The organism is Aldersonia sp. NBC_00410, assembly GCF_026342035.1.
Classification (GTDB): domain Bacteria; phylum Actinomycetota; class Actinomycetes; order Mycobacteriales; family Mycobacteriaceae; genus Aldersonia.
On the sequence record NZ_JAPENM010000006.1, the window covers coordinates 1 to 16,040 of the forward strand.

Annotated in this window: 14 protein-coding genes and 1 riboswitch; of the genes, 9 read left to right on the forward strand and 5 right to left on the reverse strand. The window is 67.6% G+C overall.

The window, feature by feature from the left end; all coding sequences use genetic code 11:
* The coding region (locus OG921_RS14840; protein WP_266113249.1) for an error-prone DNA polymerase at nt 1-2,749 on the forward strand (2,749 nt) is incomplete at its 5' end.
* 145 nt (nt 2,750-2,894) lie between these two features.
* Here the strand turns inward: OG921_RS14840 and OG921_RS14845 are convergent.
* Nucleotides 2,895-3,359 carry a tRNA (cytidine(34)-2'-O)-methyltransferase gene (locus OG921_RS14845; protein ID WP_266113250.1) on the reverse strand — a complete coding sequence of 155 codons (465 nt, stop codon included), beginning with the start codon at nt 3,357-3,359 and terminating at the stop codon, nt 2,895-2,897.
* 82 nt (nt 3,360-3,441) lie between these two features.
* On the opposite strand from OG921_RS14845, the gene OG921_RS14850 reads away from it, so the two are divergent.
* The 3 genes from OG921_RS14850 to OG921_RS14860 all read left to right on the forward strand — a co-directional run bounded on the left by OG921_RS14850 (nt 3,442) and on the right by OG921_RS14860 (nt 5,293).
* On the forward strand, nt 3,442-4,068 hold the full coding sequence (locus OG921_RS14850; protein ID WP_266113251.1) for a pentapeptide repeat-containing protein: 627 nt from the start codon (nt 3,442-3,444) through the stop codon (nt 4,066-4,068).
* Nucleotides 4,069-4,130: 62 nt separating this feature from the next.
* Complete coding sequence (locus OG921_RS14855) at nt 4,131-5,021, forward strand: bifunctional methylenetetrahydrofolate dehydrogenase/methenyltetrahydrofolate cyclohydrolase (protein WP_266113252.1); 891 nt, start codon at nt 4,131-4,133, stop codon at nt 5,019-5,021.
* Between the two features lie 26 nt (nt 5,022-5,047).
* The gene (locus OG921_RS14860; protein ID WP_266113593.1) at nt 5,048-5,293 is read left to right on the forward strand and encodes a DUF3017 domain-containing protein; all 246 of its coding nucleotides are present in this window, start codon (nt 5,048-5,050) and stop codon (nt 5,291-5,293) included.
* A gap of 4 nt (nt 5,294-5,297) precedes the next feature.
* Here the strand turns inward: OG921_RS14860 and OG921_RS14865 are convergent, their stop codons facing one another.
* Nucleotides 5,298-6,452, reverse strand: a complete 1,155-nt coding sequence (locus OG921_RS14865; RefSeq protein WP_266113253.1) for a homoserine O-acetyltransferase — start codon at nt 6,450-6,452, stop codon at nt 5,298-5,300.
* A complete protein-coding gene (locus tag OG921_RS14870) occupies nt 6,449-7,801 on the reverse strand; it encodes a bifunctional o-acetylhomoserine/o-acetylserine sulfhydrylase (protein WP_266113254.1) in 1,353 nt (450 codons plus the stop codon). The genes OG921_RS14865 and OG921_RS14870 overlap by 4 nt, the downstream gene beginning before the upstream one ends.
* A gap of 107 nt (nt 7,802-7,908) precedes the next feature.
* Nucleotides 7,909-8,034, reverse strand: a riboswitch (SAM riboswitch).
* Between the two features lie 363 nt (nt 8,035-8,397).
* Here OG921_RS14870 and OG921_RS14875 point away from each other — a divergent pair.
* The 5 genes from OG921_RS14875 to yhjD all read left to right on the forward strand — a co-directional run bounded on the left by OG921_RS14875 (nt 8,398) and on the right by yhjD (nt 13,865).
* Complete coding sequence (locus OG921_RS14875) at nt 8,398-9,621, forward strand: NADP-dependent isocitrate dehydrogenase (protein WP_266113255.1); 1,224 nt, start codon at nt 8,398-8,400, stop codon at nt 9,619-9,621.
* Nucleotides 9,622-9,801: 180 nt separating this feature from the next.
* Nucleotides 9,802-10,968 (forward strand): MFS transporter, encoded by a 1,167-nt coding sequence (locus OG921_RS14880; protein WP_266113594.1) that lies wholly within the window; start codon nt 9,802-9,804, stop codon nt 10,966-10,968.
* Between the two features lie 11 nt (nt 10,969-10,979).
* The gene (locus OG921_RS14885; protein WP_266113256.1) at nt 10,980-11,786 is read left to right on the forward strand and encodes an exodeoxyribonuclease III; all 807 of its coding nucleotides are present in this window, start codon (nt 10,980-10,982) and stop codon (nt 11,784-11,786) included.
* Between the two features lie 37 nt (nt 11,787-11,823).
* A complete protein-coding gene (trpS, locus tag OG921_RS14890; RefSeq protein WP_266113257.1) occupies nt 11,824-12,846 on the forward strand; it encodes a tryptophan--tRNA ligase in 1,023 nt (340 codons plus the stop codon).
* On the forward strand, nt 12,843-13,865 hold the full coding sequence (gene yhjD / locus OG921_RS14895) for an inner membrane protein YhjD (protein WP_266113258.1): 1,023 nt from the start codon (nt 12,843-12,845) through the stop codon (nt 13,863-13,865). Before trpS ends, yhjD begins: the two co-directional genes overlap by 4 nt.
* Before the next feature lie 41 nt (nt 13,866-13,906).
* Here yhjD and OG921_RS14900 read toward each other — a convergent pair whose 3' ends face one another.
* Both OG921_RS14900 and OG921_RS14905 read right to left on the reverse strand, forming a co-directional pair.
* Entirely contained in the window at nt 13,907-14,677 is a 771-nt protein-coding gene (locus OG921_RS14900) for an oxygenase MpaB family protein (protein WP_266113259.1), read from the reverse strand.
* Between the two features lie 18 nt (nt 14,678-14,695).
* On the reverse strand, nt 14,696-16,024 hold the full coding sequence (locus tag OG921_RS14905) for a D-alanyl-D-alanine carboxypeptidase family protein (RefSeq protein WP_266113260.1): 1,329 nt from the start codon (nt 16,022-16,024) through the stop codon (nt 14,696-14,698).
* Between the last annotated feature and the right edge of the window lie 16 nt (nt 16,025-16,040).

Here is a 16,040-nt window from a genome sequence, read left to right on the forward strand (position 1 = left end):
CACCGAAGCCGCAGGTGAACACTGGCAGATCCTGACCGGCTGCCGGAAAGGACACGTTCGGCGAGCGCTCGAATCGGACGGCCCGGGGGCGGCGGAGCGCACGCTGCGCGAACTCGTCGAGCGGTTCGGGCGCGACCGGGTGAGCGTGGAACTCACCCACCACGGGGTACCGGACGACGACGAACGCAACGAGGTGCTCGCGCAGCTCGCCGGGCGGGTGGGGCTGCCGGTGATCGCCACCACCGGCGCACATTTCGCCGGACCGGACCGGGGACGGCTGGCGATGACGATGGCTGCCGTCCGGGCGCGACAGAGTCTGGACGAGGCCGCGGGCTGGCTCGCCCCCGTCGGTGGTGCCCATCTGCGGTCCGGCGCGGAGATGGCACGCCTGTTCGCCGCGCACCCGTCGGCGGTGCCCGGCGCCGCCGAGCTCGGCCGCGAATGCGCCTTCGATCTGCGGCTCATCGCGCCCCAACTGCCGCCGTTCGACGTCCCCGCCGGGCACACCGAAAACAGCTGGTTGCGTGAACTCACCGAGCGTGGCGCTCGCCGCCGCTACGGCCCGTCCGAGGAGAATCCGCAGGCCTACCGGCAGCTCGAACACGAGCTGAAAGTCATTGCCGAACTGGGCTTTCCGGGATATTTCCTGGTGGTGCACGACATCGTCTCGTTCTGCAAGGACAACGACATCCTCTGCCAGGGAAGAGGATCGGCGGCGAACTCCGCGGTCTGCTACGCGATCGGCATCACCAATGTGGACCCGGTCCGCAACGAGTTGCTGTTCGAGCGGTTCCTCTCCCCGGAGCGCGATGGCCCACCGGACATCGACGTGGACATCGAATCGGACCGGCGCGAGGAGGCGATCCAGCACGTCTACCACAAGTACGGCCGGGAGTACGCCGCGCAGGTCGCCAACGTCATTACCTACCGCGGCAAGTCCGCGGTCCGCGATGTGGCTCGCGCGCTGGGATTTTCCCAAGGCCAGCAGGATGCCTGGAGCAAGCAGGTGAGCCGGTGGAGCGGGGTGGCGCAGGAGGCCGGGACCGACATTCCCGACGAGGTGCTCGCGCTCGCCGGGCAGATCGAGGGCTTTCCCCGTCACCTCGGCATCCACTCCGGTGGCATGGTGATCTGCGATCGGCCGATCGCCGACGTGTGCCCGGTGGAATGGGCGCGGATGGCGGACCGCACCGTGCTGCAGTGGGACAAAGACGATTGCGCCGCAGTGGGTCTGGTGAAATTCGACATGCTCGGTCTCGGCATGCTCTCGGCACTGCACTACATGATCGACATGGTGGCCGAGCACAAGGGGATCGAGGTCGACCTTGCTCGGCTCGACCTGACCGAAACGGCCGTCTACGAGATGCTGCAGCGGGCGGACTCGGTGGGCGTGTTCCAGGTCGAGTCGCGGGCGCAGATGGCGACGTTGCCCCGGCTCAAGCCGCGCAACTTCTACGATCTCGTGGTCGAGGTCGCGTTGATCCGGCCCGGCCCGATCCAGGGCGGTTCGGTGCACCCCTATATCCGGCGCCGCAACGAGCTGGAACCAGTGACCTTCGACCATCCGTCGCTGGAGAACTCGCTGAAGCGCACGCTCGGGGTGCCGCTGTTCCAGGAACAATTGATGCAGATGGCCATCGACGTCGCGGGGTTCTCCGCGGCCGAAGCCGATCAGTTGCGCCGGGCAATGGGTTCCAAACGGTCGCCCGAGCGGATGGAGCGGATCAAGGGCAGGCTGTACGAGGGCATGCGCCGGCTGCACGGGATTCCCGACGAGGTGGCCGACCGGATCTACGAAAAGCTCTATGCCTTTGCCAATTTCGGTTTCCCCGAAAGCCATTCGCAGAGCTTCGCGGCGCTGGTGTTCTACTCCTCGTGGTTCAAACTGCACCACCCTGCGGCCTTCTGCGCAGGCCTGCTGCGCGCCCAGCCGATGGGGTTCTATTCGCCGCAGACGCTGGTGGCCGACGCGCGCAGGCACGGGGTGCTGGTGCATGGGCCCGACATCAACGCAAGCCTCGCCGAGGCCACGCTGCGGGAACGCGGCGCCGAGGTGCAACTCGGACTCGCCGCGGTGCGTCACATCGGCGACGAACTCGCCGAACGGATCGTCGCCGCCCGTGTCGACGATGGTCCCTACCGCTCATTCCTCGATCTCACCGGTCGGGTGGAACTGACTGTGGCACAGGCAGAGTCGCTGGCGACCGGGGGTGCGCTCGGCAGCCTGGGGATCGATCGCCGTGAGGCGCTGTGGGCGGCCGGCGCCGCGGCCGGGGAGCGCCCGGACCGGCTGCCGGGGCTCGGCGCCGCCACCACCGCGCCCGCGTTGCCGGGGATGAGCGATGTCGAACTTGCCGCCGCGGACGTCTGGGCGACCGGCATATCACCGGGTGTCTACCCGACGGAATTTCTGCGTCCACAACTCGCTGCGCTCGGCGTGATACCCGCAGCCGGGCTGCTCGATGTCCCGGACGGGCAGCGGGTACTTGTCGGGGGTGCGGTGACGCACCGGCAGCGACCGGCGACCGCGGCCGGCGTCACCTTCATCAACCTCGAGGACGAAACCGGCATGGTCAACGTCGTGTGCTCGGTGGGTTTGTGGTCGCGTTACCGCAAGCTCGCGCAGTCCGCCCCCGCGCTGCTGATCCGCGGCAAGGTGCAGAACGCCGAGGGCGCGGTGACGGTGGTGGCCGACCGCCTGCAGCGAATGGACCTACGGATCGTCGGCAAGTCACGCGACTTCCGCTGACCCGGCCCAGGCCTATCCGATCCCACATCGTGGATGGAAGATCGTCGCGTCAGGCGGAGTGAACGGAAGCGTTCACTCCGCTCAACGCAACAAATCTTCCGTTCACGACGCAACAGATCTTCCGTTCATGAACGCGCGCACAGCACTACTGCCCGCCCGCGAACCCGGTCTGGCGCCACGCCTCGTACACCGCCACCGCCGCGGCGTTGGACAGATTCAGCGAGCGCCGACCGGCCAGCATCGGGATGCGTAGCTGCTCGGTCACGTGCGGGTCGGCGAGCACTTCCGCCGGCAGCCCGGTCGGCTCGGGGCCGAACAGCAACACGTCGCCATCGGCGTACGCGACATCTGCATACGACGTCGTGCCGTGCGCGGTGAACGCGAACACCCGCTGCGGCGCCAGCGCCGACCAGGCGGCGGCGAGGCTCGAATGCACGGTCACCGAGGCGAGGTCGTGGTAATCCAGTCCGGCGCGGCGCAGCTTCGGCTCGCTCAGGTCGAAGCCGAGCGGCTCCACGAGGTGCAGCGCGCATCCGGTCGCCGCTGCAAGCCGGATCGCGTTCCCGGTGTTCGGCGGGATTCGGGGCTCGAAGAACATCAGGTGAAGCACCCGAACAGCTTGTCACCCCCCGGCAGATCTCGGGTCGGGCACATTTGGGTGCGGCAGCAGCGATGCAGCGGATAATGGCGGTATGTCGACCGTCTCGCCCGACGGCACCATCACGGGCGATGTCCACACCGTGGTGGGCGATTACTCGGACGCGCAGCTCGCCGGGCAGCGTTGGAGCAACCGCCGGTTCGATCACGTCTCATTCCGCGAGGCGGACCTCGCCGGGTTGCACACCGAGCGGGTGACCTTCGTCGGCTGCGACTTCACCGGTGCCGACATGACTGGCTCTCGGCACCTGGCCACGACCTTCCGGCGGTGCACCTTCGTCGGAACGATCCTGTGGCACAGCCTGTTCCGGAGCTGCTCGATGCTGGGGTCGGATTTCCGCGGATGCCGGATGCGGCCTATCGAGTTCGACGGGGTCGATTTCACCCGGGCCACGCTGCGCGGGGCGAACCTGCGCGGAGCCGATCTGTCCGGCTGCCGGTTCCGCGAGGCGAGCCTGGTGCAGGCCGACCTGCGCGGCGCCGAGCTGCAGTCGGTGGACATGCACGGCGCTCGGACCACGGGTATCCGGCTCGAGTTCGCCGACCTGCGCGGCGCCCACGTCGATCCGCAGCTTTGGACCGGCGCGCTGCTCACGCATGCCCGGATCGAAGTGCCACAAGCGGCTGCCTATGCGGCTGCGCACGGCCTCGTGGTGGACTGACCTCGCGCCGTCGTCGGCGTCTTGCGTCCGGCGGGGCGCAGCCGTCTGGAAGAATCGGCACCGTGACCGAACGCAGCTCCGCATCCACCGCAACTGCAACCATCCTCGACGGTAAGGCGACCCGCGACGAGATCTTCGTCGACCTCGCGGAGCGGGTAGCGAAACTGCGTGCGGTGGGCATCACGCCGGGACTCGGCACGGTGCTCGTCGGTGACGACCCCGGTTCGGCGGCCTACGTGCGCGGTAAGCACAACGATTGCGCGAAGGTCGGCATCACCTCGATGCGCCGTGATCTGCCGGCGGATACCACGACCGAGCAACTCAACGACACGATCGACGAGCTCAACGCGAACCCGGACTGCACCGGCTACATCGTGCAACTGCCGCTGCCGCGCCATCTCGACGAGAACGCGGCGCTGGAGCGAATCGACCCGGACAAGGACGCCGACGGCCTGCACCCGGTCAACCTCGGTCGCCTCGTACTCAACGAGACCGCGCCACTGCCGTGCACCCCGCGCGGCATCGTGCACCTGCTGCGGCGCTACGAAATCCCGATCAACGGTGCGCACGTCGCGATCGTCGGGCGCGGTGTCACCGTCGGTCGCCCGCTCGGGTTGTTGCTGACCCGGCGCAGTGAGAACGCCACCGTCACGCTCTGCCACACCGGCACCCGCGATCTCGCCGCGGTGGTCCGGCGCGCGGACATCATTGTGGCTGCGGCCGGTGTGCCGGGGCTGATCACCGCCGACATGGTCCGGCCCGGTGCGGCGGTGCTCGATGTGGGCGTCAGCCGTACCGAGGAGGGGTTGCGCGGTGACGTCGCCGCGGACGTCTGGGACGTTGCCGGCTTCGTCTCACCGAACCCCGGCGGTATCGGACCACTGACTCGGGCGTTCCTACTCACCAACGTCGTCGAGCGCGCCGAACGCACACTGGCAGGTTCGGCGAATTGACCGCGCGGTTGCGGGCAAACCTGCCGATGCTGGCCGTGCTGGCCGTCATCCTGGTCGCCGCCGCATTGGTGATCTCCGATCGCTGGCGCCGTGGCGCGACCGTGTTCGGGGTGGCCACCCTGCTGGCGGGCGCCTGCCGGGCGGTCCTGACCGACGATCAGGCCGGTCTGCTCGCCGTGCGTAGCCGCACATTCGACACCGCGGCGCTGCTCACCGTCGGATCGATCATCGTCGCGCTCGCAACCTCGATCGACCCGCTCGGCAGCGACTAGCGGATCAGCGTGCGAGCCCCAGCCGAGCCAGTTCCATCGTCCGGCCGACGAGCTTGGCGACCGGCACCTCCTCGGTGAGGAAGCCGTCGTGCCCGTCCTTGGACGCGATCACCTCGAGCCCCTCGCAACCGGGCAGGCCGTCGGCGATCTCCCGCACCGTGCGCAGCGGATAGAGCCGATCGGAGTCGATGCCCGCGACGACCGTCGGTACCGGCGTAGCCGCCAGCGCGGCGGCGACGCCACCGCGCCCGCGGCCCACATCGTGCCGATTGAGTGCCTCGGTGAGCAGGACGTATGTCGACGGGTCGAACCGTGCGATCAACTTGTCCGCCTGGTGGTCGAGGTAGCTCTGCACCGCATAGCGGCCCCCCCGCGTCGGGTCCTCACTATCCTGCGCCGAGTTCTCGAACCGGTTGTCGAGTTCGAAATCGGTGCGGTAGGTCAGGTGCGCCATGCGGCGGGCGATGCCCAAACCGGTCGTCGGGGTTCGCCCGGTGCCGTGGTAGTCGCCACCCTGCCAGTCCGGGTCGGCCTGAATGACCGCGATCTGGATGGTCTGGGTACCGATCTGGTCCGCGGTGGCGCGCGGGCCGACCGCGAGCACCAGAGCACTGCCGACCCGCTCGGGCACGGTGATCATCCACTCGAGCACCCGCATGCCGCCCATCGAGCCGCCCACCACCGACGCCAGCCGTTCGATGCCGAGCACATCCGCCAAGGCGATCTCGGCCGCGACCTGATCGCGGATCGAGATGAGGGGAAATCGCGAGCCCCACGGTTCGCCGTCCGGTGCCGGAGACTGCGGCCCGGTGGTGCCACGGCAGCCGCCGAGCACGTTCGTCGCCAGGACGCACCACTCGTCGGTATCGAGCGGCTGTCCAGAACCAACCATGCCCTCCCACCAGCCCGGCGACGGATGATTCGGACCGGCCGGACCGGTCACGTGCGAATCACCCGTCAACGCGTGTTCGACCAGGACGAGATTGTCGCGCGTCGGTGACAGCTCACCCCAGCGCTGGACGGCGAGCGTGACGTCCGGAATGACCTCCCCGGACTCGAGGCGCAGGTCGCCGATCGAGATGTGGCCGAGAGTGCCGTCGGGGGCCGGCAGGGCCGCTCCGGTCGGGCGGGTGGGATCGAGCATGGCTGTCACTGTCATACCACCGCCGCGAATCCAGATTCGAGGTCCGCGATGATGTCGTCGATTCCTTCGATCCCGACGGCCAGGCGGACGAGCCCCGGCGTGACTCCGGACGCCAGCTGTTCCTCTGGGGTCAGCTGCGAATGGGTCGTGGAGGCGGGGTGGATCACGAGCGAGCGCACATCACCGATGTTAGCGACATGGCTGTGCAACACCAGAGCATCCACGAATCGCTTGCCCGCATCGACGCCGCCGACGAGTTCGAACGCGACGATCGCACCCGCGCCGCACGGGGCGATGACCTTTCCGCGTTCGTACCACGGTGACGTCGGCAGCCCGGCGTAGGCGACCGACGTGACGGCCCGGTGTGCCTCCAGGTATTCGGCGACCGCCTTGGCGTTGCTCACGTGCCGTTCGACGCGCAAGCTGAGCGTTTCCAGGCCCTGGCTGATCAGGAAAGCGTTGAACGGCGAGATCGCCGATCCGAGATCGCGCAGCAGCTGCACCCTGGCCTTCAGCGCGAACGCCGGCGCACCCAGATCGGCGAACACCACACCGTGGTAGCTCGGGTCGGGCTCGGTGAAGCCGGGGAAGCGGGGCTTGCCGTCCGCGTCGGTCACCGTCCAGTCGAACGTGCCGCCGTCGACGAGCACACCGGCGATCGCCGAGCCGTGCCCACCGAGGTACTTCGTCGCGGAGTGCACGACGATGTCGGCACCGTGCGCGAACGGTTGGATCAGGTAGGGAGTGGCCACCGTGTTGTCGACGATGAGCGGCACACCGGCCTCGTGCGCGACCGCGGAGACACCGGGAATGTCGAGGATGTCGTTCTTCGGATTGGAGATCGTCTCCGCGTAGAACGCCTTCGTGTTCGGCTGGACCGCGGCCTTCCACTGCTCGAGATCGTCGGGGTCTTCGACGAAGGAGACCTCGATGCCGAGCTTGGGCAGGCTGTAGTGGAACAGGTTGTACGTGCCGCCGTACAGTCGCGGGCTGGACACGATGTGGTCGCCCGCGTTGGCGATGTTGAGGATCGCGAACGTCTCGGCGGCCTGCCCCGAGGAAAGCAGCAGTGCGGCGACGCCACCCTCGAGCGAGGCGACGCGCTGCTCGACGGCGTCCTGCGTCGGGTTCATGATCCGGGTGTAGATGTTGCCCGGCTCGGCAAGCCCGAACAGCGCGGCGGCGTGCTCGGTGCTGTTGAAGGTGTAGGACGTGGTCTGGTAGATCGGCAGCGCGCGGGCATTGGTGCTGCTGTCGGGGATCTGGCCCACGTGGACTTGCTTGGTTTCGAACGACCAGTTCGCGGTCGGGTCGGCCGGGACGGTCAGGTCGTCGGGAAGGTTCAGGTCGGCGTTCTCGGACATGGAATTCTCCGCTGGCGTTGAAGTGTGCAGGTGGGGGTTGGGCTCGGTCAGCGGCGACAACAACACATGGAAAAGCACCTCCGTAGGGGCTTGGTCCGTCCCCACACGGACCGCGCTTGCTCTCGGCGGAAACATCTCGACCGCCGAACAACCAGGTCATCACCCGGAGCACCCCACCGCGGAAGGAGGGTTGCCGACCAGCGAGCCGGGGCTTGGCGCTGGCACTCATGACCTGGTGCGAAGTTTAACCATCTGGCGTGGCCCAACGTAATAGGCATCTGCACACGGGCCCGGATCGCTAACACCGTTCTCCGGGACCGCCCCACTAAACCTGCGTCGCCCACTGCGCGGCAGTAGTCTCGAGATGCTTATGCGAGGTTGAGTAGGGATGCTGTATTTCCGCCCTCGGCGGAGGCCGACAATGACACCTCGGCGAAGGCCGACAATGACAACTGCAGACGCCGACTGCTACGCGGATAGACGCGGAGTACTAGTTTGTCTGTTGACGGCTGCGACCTCCTACAAGGGGGTCTCTCGCGGCCGCAGGCGAGGGAACCTTCCTCTGCGTAACGGATTCAGGAGGACGCGAAGCACCCATGACCAAGATCAAGGTCGAAGGCACGGTCGTCGAACTCGATGGCGACGAGATGACGCGGATCATCTGGCAGTTCATCAAGGACAAGCTGATCCACCCGTATCTCGACGTCAACCTCGAGTACTACGACCTGGGCATCGAGTATCGCGACGAAACCGACGACCAGGTGACGATCGACGCCGCCAACGCCATCAAGAAACACGGCGTGGGTGTCAAGTGCGCGACCATCACCCCGGACGAGGCGCGCGTCGAGGAATTCGGTCTCAAGAAGATGTGGCGGTCTCCGAACGGGACCATCCGAAACATTCTGGGCGGCACCATCTTCCGTGCCCCGATCATCATCTCCAACGTGCCGCGTCTGGTGCCGGGCTGGACCAAGCCGATCATCATCGGCCGCCACGCCTTCGGCGACCAGTACCGCGCCACCGATTTCAAGGTGCCCGGACCCGGCACGATCACGGTCACCTACACACCGGAAGACGGCAGCGAGCCGATCCAGCACGAGGTGGTGCGCTTCACCGAGGAGAGCCTCGGCGGCGTGGTGCAGACGCAGTACAACTTCACGCAGTCGATCATCGACTTCGCGCGGGCCTCGCTCAACTACGGCCTGCAGCAGAACTACCCGGTGTACCTGTCGACCAAGAACACCATCCTGAAGGCCTACGACGGCCAATTCAAGGACACGTTCCAGGAGATCTACGACACCGAGTTCCAGACCCAGTTCGAGGCGGCCGGGCTCACCTATGAGCACCGGCTCATCGACGACATGGTCGCCTCCTCCATGAAATGGGAGGGCGGCTACGTCTGGGCCTGCAAGAACTATGACGGCGACGTGCAGTCCGACACCGTGGCGCAGGGCTTCGGTTCGCTCGGCCTGATGACGTCGGTGCTGCTCACCCCGGACGGCCAGACCTGCGAGGCTGAGGCGGCGCACGGCACCGTCACCCGGCATTTCCGCCAGCACCAGCAGGGTAAGCCGACCTCGACCAACCCGATCGCATCGATCTTCGCGTGGACGCGCGGCCTCGAGCATCGCGGAAAGCTGGACAGCACCCCCGAGGTGATCGGCTTCGCGCAAGCGCTCGAAGACGTGGTCATCAAGACCGTCGAGGGCGGGCAGATGACCAAGGACCTCGCGGCGCTCGTCGGCGGCGATCAGGGCTATCTGTCCACCGAGGAATTCCTCGGCGCACTCGACGAGAACCTGCAGAAGGCGCTCACCTGACGTTGCCCCCGATGCGGCGGTGATGGACTTCACCGCCGCATCCGGGAAGATCGACGGGCGGCCGTGTTGTTGGCCGAAGATATGGCCGAAACTCTCGAGCACGGGTCCGTGACCGCCGAACAGACCGCGTCCGACGGGCCCACCGACGGTGCCGCCCGCACCGGATGGGCCAAGCGGGCGATGGTGGCGCTCGCGCTCGGGGGTTTCGGGATCGGCACCACGGAGTTCGTCGCAATGGGCCTGCTGCCCGACATCGCGACCGGCCTCGACATCTCCGAGCCGACCGCAGGACACGTCATCTCCGCCTACGCGCTCGGCGTCGTCGTCGGCGCGCCGGTCATCGCGGCGCTGACCGCCCGCGTACCGCGCAAGATCCTGCTGGTCGCGCTGATGGTGGCGTTCACCATCGGCAACGCCGCGACCGTCTTCGCGCCCGGTTACGGCGCACTGATGGCGTCACGCTTCATCGCCGGCCTGCCGCACGGCGCCTACTTCGGCGTGGCGGGGCTGGCCGCAGCGTCACTCGCGCCGGTGGGCAAACGGGCCAAGGCGGTCGCGCTGGTCATGCTCGGACTCAGCGTCGCAAACGTGATCGGGGTGCCCGTCGCGGCCTGGGCGGGCCAGCAGTTCGGCTGGCGCAGCGCGTTCGGCATCGTCACCGTGATCGGCGCCGTGACGGTCGCGGCGCTGTGGCGCTTCGTGCCCGAATTGCACGGCTTCAAGGCCACCAACCCGGCCACCGAACTCGGGGCGCTTCGGCGCAACCAGGTGTGGTTCACCCTCGCGGTCGGCACCGTCGGCTTCGGCGGGATGTTCGCCGTCTACACCTACGTCAGCACGACGCTGACCGACGTCGCGGGACTGCCGTCGAGCCTGGTGCCGATGGTGCTGATGATCTACGGCACCGGGATGGTGGTCGGCAACCTGTTCGGCGGGTGGCTCGCCGACCGCGCGCTGGTCCCCGGATTGTTCGCCGTTCTCGTCGCGCTCATCGTGGTGCTCGCGCTGTTCATCGTCGCCGCGCACAACCCGATCACCGCGGTCGTCGTGCTGTTCGCCATCGCGGTCGCCGGCACCGCGCTCGTGCCCGGCCTGCAGACCCGGCTGATGGACGTCGCCGCCGACGCGCAGACGCTTGCCGCATCGCTGAATCACGCCGCGCTCAACATCGCCAACGCCGGCGGTGCCTGGCTCGGCGGCCTGGTCATCGCGGCCGGGCTCGGTTACACCGCGCCCGCCGCGGTCGGCGCGCTGCTCGCGGTGGCCGGCCTGGTGGTGCTCGCCTTCGCGCTGCGCGGGCGCGGCGGGGTGCGTGCCACGGCAGAGCCTGTCACCGTCGCCGGTTAGGGTTTGCGACCGTGCCTCTGATCGTTTCCACCGTGAACGTCAACGGAATCCGCGCGGCCGCGCGCAAAGGCCTGCTCGGCTGGCTCGACAGCACGACCGCCGACGTCGTTGCGCTGCAGGAGACTCGGGCCACCGAGGAGCAGGCGCAGGCCGCGCTGGCGCCGGCGGTCGCGCGCGGCTGGCACCTGGTCGGCGCCGAGCCCGAGGCGAAGGGGCGCAGCGGGGTCGCGATCCTGTCCAGGCAGCGCCCCGAGGCGGTGCGGGTCGGCTTCGGCGACGGTGAGTTCGCCGCGTCGTGCCGATACCTCGAGGCCGATTTCGGACCGGTCGCGGTGGCCAGCGTCTACGTGCCCTCCGGTGACGTGGGGACCGAACGGCAGGACGCGAAGTACCGATTCATGGACGCCTTCGCCGCGCACTTGACGGCCCGGGTCGCCCAACTGCAGGCGGTCGGCCGCGAGCTGCTGGTATGCGGGGACTGGAACATCGCGCACGCCGAGGCCGACATCGCCGCGTGGAAGTCGAACCTGAAGTCCTCGGGGTTCCTTCCCGACGAGCGGGCCTGGCTCGACGGGTTGATCGGGCCTGGAGCGGTGCTGGTCGACGTCGTGCGGCGGCTGTATCCCGACGTCGCCGGGCCGTATTCGTGGTGGTCCTATCGCGGCCGCGCGTTCGACAACGACGCGGGCTGGCGCATCGACTACCACATGGCGACTCCCGGGCTGGCCGAGCGTGCGAAGCAGGCCACCGTGGAACGCGCGCCTGCCTACGATCAGCGCTGGTCCGACCACGCCCCGGTGACTGTCCAGTACCGCTGAGTGGGCTGTGGTCGGTGACGTGGAAAAATCGGTGACCATGTCCACTCCCGCAGCTGCCAAGCCCCGCGTCCTTTCCGGTATCCAGCCCACCGCGGACTCGTTCCACCTGGGCAACCTGCTTGGCGCACTGCGGTACTGGGTTGATCTGCAGAACGACAACGAGGCCTTCTACTTCATCCCCGACCTGCACGCGATCACCGTGCCGCAGGATCCGAAGGCGCTGCGCAAGCGCACCCGGATCGCCGCGGCGCAGCTGCTCGCACTCGGCATCGACGCGGAGCGCTCGACCCTTTTCGTGCAGAGCCAGGTGCCCGAGCATGCACAGCTCGCCTGGGTGCTCAACTGCATCACCGGTTTCGGTGAGGCCAGCCGGATGACCCAGTTCAAGGACAAGGCCGCCAGGCAGGGCAGCGACAACGCCAGCGTCGGCCTGTTCACCTATCCGATCCTGCAGGCCGCCGACATCCTGCTCTACCGGCCGCAGTTGGTGCCGGTCGGCGAGGATCAGCGCCAGCACCTCGAGCTCACCCGCGACCTGGCGCAGCGGTTCAACTCGCGGTACAAGAAGACGTTCCTTGTCCCCGAGGCCTACATCATCAAGGACACGGCGAAGATCTACGACCTGCAGGACCCGACGTCGAAGATGAGCAAATCCGCCGCCTCGGACGCCGGCCTGATCAACCTTCTCGACGACCCGAAAATCTCGGCGAAGAAGATCCGGTCCGCGGTCACCGACACCGAGCGCGAAGTCCGCTACGACCCGGCCAACAAGGCCGGCGTGAGCAACCTGCTGGTCATCCTCGCCTCGCTCACCGACCGGCCGATCGTGACGCTGGAAGCCGACTATGCAGGCAAGGGCTACGGCGATCTGAAAGGCGACGTCGCCGACGCGCTCGGCGAGTTCGTGTTTCCCTTACAACAAAAGGTGGAACATTTCCTGTCGGACGAGGCGGAGCTGGACCGGATCCTCGCGCACGGCGCGGACCGGGCCCGCGAGATCGCGTCTCGCACGCTCGACACGGTGTACGAACGAGTGGGGTTCCTGGCCCCGAAGGGGTGAGACCTATACCCGACGTCAAGGCGACGCTGCAACGACTGCGCGAGCGGCACTGGATCGACCATGTCCTGCGAGCGTGGGAGCGATATCAGCAGCAGCGCGGTGACCACTACGCCGCCGGCATCACCTATTTCACGGTGCTGTCGTTGTTCCCGCTGCTGATGGTCGGTTTCGCCGTGGCCGGGTTCGTCCTCGCGGGCAACGAAAGCCTGCTCACCGACGCGCAGAACAAGATCACCGAGAACGCGCCCGGCGATATGGGCCAGCAACTCAACGACATCATCGATCAGGCCATCAATTCGCGCGCCAGCGTGGGCGCCATCGGTCTGCTCATCGCGCTTTACTCCGGGCTCGGTTGGATGAACAACCTGCGCGCCGCGTTGACCGCACAGTGGGACCAGGAGCACGAAAAGGGCAAATTCGTGATGACGAAGGTTCGCGATCTGGGCGCGCTCGCCGGGCTCGGCATTGCTCTCGTGATCTCGTTCGCGGTCTCGGCGCTCGGTTCCGGTGCCGTGCTGCGACAGTTGCTCGACTGGCTCAACCTCGACGATGTGACCGGGGTCGGTGTCGTCCTGCGGGTGGCCGGGATCCTCGTCGGTATCGCGGCGTCCTGGGCGGTCATGGTCTGGGTGATCGCCCGAATGCCGCGCGAGCCGGTCACTTTGGCGAGTGCGGTGCGGGCGGCGTTGATCGCGGCCGTGGCGTTCGAGGTGTTCAAACAGGTCGGTGTCGTTTACCTGGACAAGGTGCTGCACAGCCCGGCCGGGGTCGCATTCGGTCCGATCATCGGCATCATGGTCTTCGCCTATTTCACCGCGCGGATCGTGCTGTTCTCGACGGCCTGGGCGGCCACGGCGCCAGAAAACCTGGCGTTGGTTCCGGTCCCACCACCGGCCGGTGCGGTGATCGCGCCGCGCCTCGCGGTGCGTGGTGGACCGTCGTTCGCCGAGGGGGCCGCGCTCGTCGGGGCGGGTGCGCTCGCCGTGCTCGGTCTGTCCGAACTGCGCCGGCGCAAGTAGCGGTTTTTCTTGGTCGGCGGCCGCTGAGTCGCTGCTCGTGCTCAGTTCGTCGACGCGACGGTTTCGGCCTCGCGCATGGCCTGGCGTGCTCGGGAACTCATCCTGATCGAGGGCACCACCGCCCCGGCACGACGGGAATATGCGTAGGCCCATAGTGCATTTCGATCGGCGCGGCTCACGGTGATGCCGAGCAACTCGCGTGCTCGATCGTGCTGGAGCGCCCGGACGACGGGGCGCGGAATCGACCGCACCGACCAGTCGTTCGGGCTGAGGACCTGCGACCGGTACTGCTCGAAATGCTCACTCACGCGCAGTTGGGATCGGCAGGCATCGTCGAAGTAGCCGTCGAATTCACCCCACGTGGCCGGCACCATTCGGTCGGATATCCCGTACTTGCGATACCACGTGCAGGTCTCCTGATAGAGCTGCTCGAGTTCGTCGGATGCGAGCGGGCGGATGAACGTGGTGATCATCGTGACCAAGGTGTCGACGTAGGTGGCATGTTGGAAAAAGAAGAGTTCCGGGTTCAGCGCGTGGTACCGATTGCCTCGATCATCTCGGCCCTTCATGTGTTCGTGTGCGTACCGCATGAAGTGCTTCGTCTCCTTCTGCGAATACGCCATTCCGACCAATTGCGGGACGGTGCGCTTCTTGTGCAGCCAGAGGCGAGTCGGGGTCAGGGAGTACTCGGCGGTCGCGGCCGCGATTGCGGGGTGCAGCATCTGCAAGGTGACGGCACGGGGCAGCGTGAGTACGAAGCGCCGGTCGCCGAGGTAGCGCCACAACAACGAGTTCGGGCCGAGTTCGCTCATGGTCTCCTGACGACGGTGTCAGCGGCGCTTGCGCGACAGAGCCGCGGCCACCACGACCAGCACGAGGACCAACAGCGACCCACCGAACAGCACGGCAAGCCTGACGGCATCGGTGTCGGCGGCCGTGTCGGATGCAGCTTCTTCCGGGGCAGTGATGGGCGGCGCGGCGAGCGTGGCCGCCGAGCCGTTCGGCCAGGAGTCGGTCTTCGTCGGGCCGCCATCGTCGGTACGACCTGCACCACCGTCGGTACGGCGCTCACCGACGACGGACAGGGTGCCAATTGTCGCGTCCCGGTCGAGACCGAATCCGTAGTCGAGCAGGTGGGCGCCCTGCTCCCAGGGCCGAATGGGCCGGACATCGGCGGCCATCAGGGTGACGGACAGCCGCCGGCCGTCGCGTTCGGCGCCGGCAACGAAGGTGTGGCGGGCGTCGTCGGTGAATCCGGTCTTCCCGCCGAGGGCGCCGTCGTAGTTGTAGAGCAACTGATTGTCGTTCGCGATCGCGAACGGCGGATGGTCCTTGTCGTCCGGGATGCGAGGGTCGGCCGGGTACCCGGGGAACTCCGCCTGCTCGGTGTGCACCAGTTCGGCGAACGTCGGGATGCGCATCGCTTCACGGAATAGCAGCGCCAGATCGTAGGCCGACGACGACATCCCCGGGCCGTCCAGGCCCGCGGGTGTGGCCGCGCGGGTGTCGCGGGCGCCGAGCGACTTCGCGAGGTCGTTCATTTTCGCCACGGTCGCGGCGTCGCCGCCGAGTTGCGTGGCGACCGCGTGTGCGGCGTCGTTGCCCGATGCCATCACCAGCGCGTGCATGAGTTGCCGGTTGGTGTACTGACCGCCCGGGCCGATACCGACGCGGGTGCCTTCCACCTCGGAGTCTTCGATCGTGCCGGTCACCGTCTTGTTCAGGTCGAGCTCGCGCAGGGCCACCAGGGAGAGCAGGATCTTGATCGTGCTCGCGGGCCGGTAGCGCCCGTGGGGGTCCTTCGCCGCGAGGACTTGGCCGGTATCGAGGTCGGATACCACCCATGACGTGGCCGAGATGTCGGCCGGCACGGGCGGCGCACCATCGGGCGTGACCACACCGCACCCGCCGAGCTCATCCCCGCCGACCGGGTCGGCCGGAACCGCGAGTGGGGTCGGTGTCGGATTGCCCGGCGCAGGTACCTCGGATAGGTCGATGGCCGGGGCGGGTGCGCGTTGGAACGGGCAGGCGTCGGTATTCGGACTCGTGAACGGCGTGCTGGTGACGGTGCTGTTGTCCGGCTGCGCCGTCGCGGCAGCGCACCCCAGCCCAATCAGGGCTGCGGTCAGCAACACCGGGCCGATTACGCGCACGCTCATTGGGAGTGCAGCGTAG

Bases quoted from the DNA above. Each gene is read 5' to 3' on its own strand.
- OG921_RS14865 (WP_266113253.1), bottom strand. From the start codon at position 6,452: ATGACAGTGACAGCCATGCTCGATCCCACCCGCCCGACCGGAGCGGCC.
- OG921_RS14870 (WP_266113254.1), bottom strand. From the start codon at position 7,801: ATGTCCGAGAACGCCGACCTGAACCTTCCCGACGACCTGACCGTCCCG.
- OG921_RS14900 (WP_266113259.1), bottom strand. From the start codon at position 14,677: ATGAGCGAACTCGGCCCGAACTCGTTGTTGTGGCGCTACCTCGGCGAC.
- OG921_RS14875 (WP_266113255.1), top strand. From the start codon at position 8,398: ATGACCAAGATCAAGGTCGAAGGCACGGTCGTCGAACTCGATGGCGAC.
- OG921_RS14850 (WP_266113251.1), top strand. From the start codon at position 3,442: ATGTCGACCGTCTCGCCCGACGGCACCATCACGGGCGATGTCCACACC.
- OG921_RS14860 (WP_266113593.1), top strand. From the start codon at position 5,048: ATGCTGGCCGTGCTGGCCGTCATCCTGGTCGCCGCCGCATTGGTGATC.
- OG921_RS14880 (WP_266113594.1), top strand. From the start codon at position 9,802: ATGGTGGCGCTCGCGCTCGGGGGTTTCGGGATCGGCACCACGGAGTTC.
- OG921_RS14905 (WP_266113260.1), bottom strand. From the start codon at position 16,024: ATGAGCGTGCGCGTAATCGGCCCGGTGTTGCTGACCGCAGCCCTGATT.
- trpS (WP_266113257.1), top strand. From the start codon at position 11,824: ATGTCCACTCCCGCAGCTGCCAAGCCCCGCGTCCTTTCCGGTATCCAG.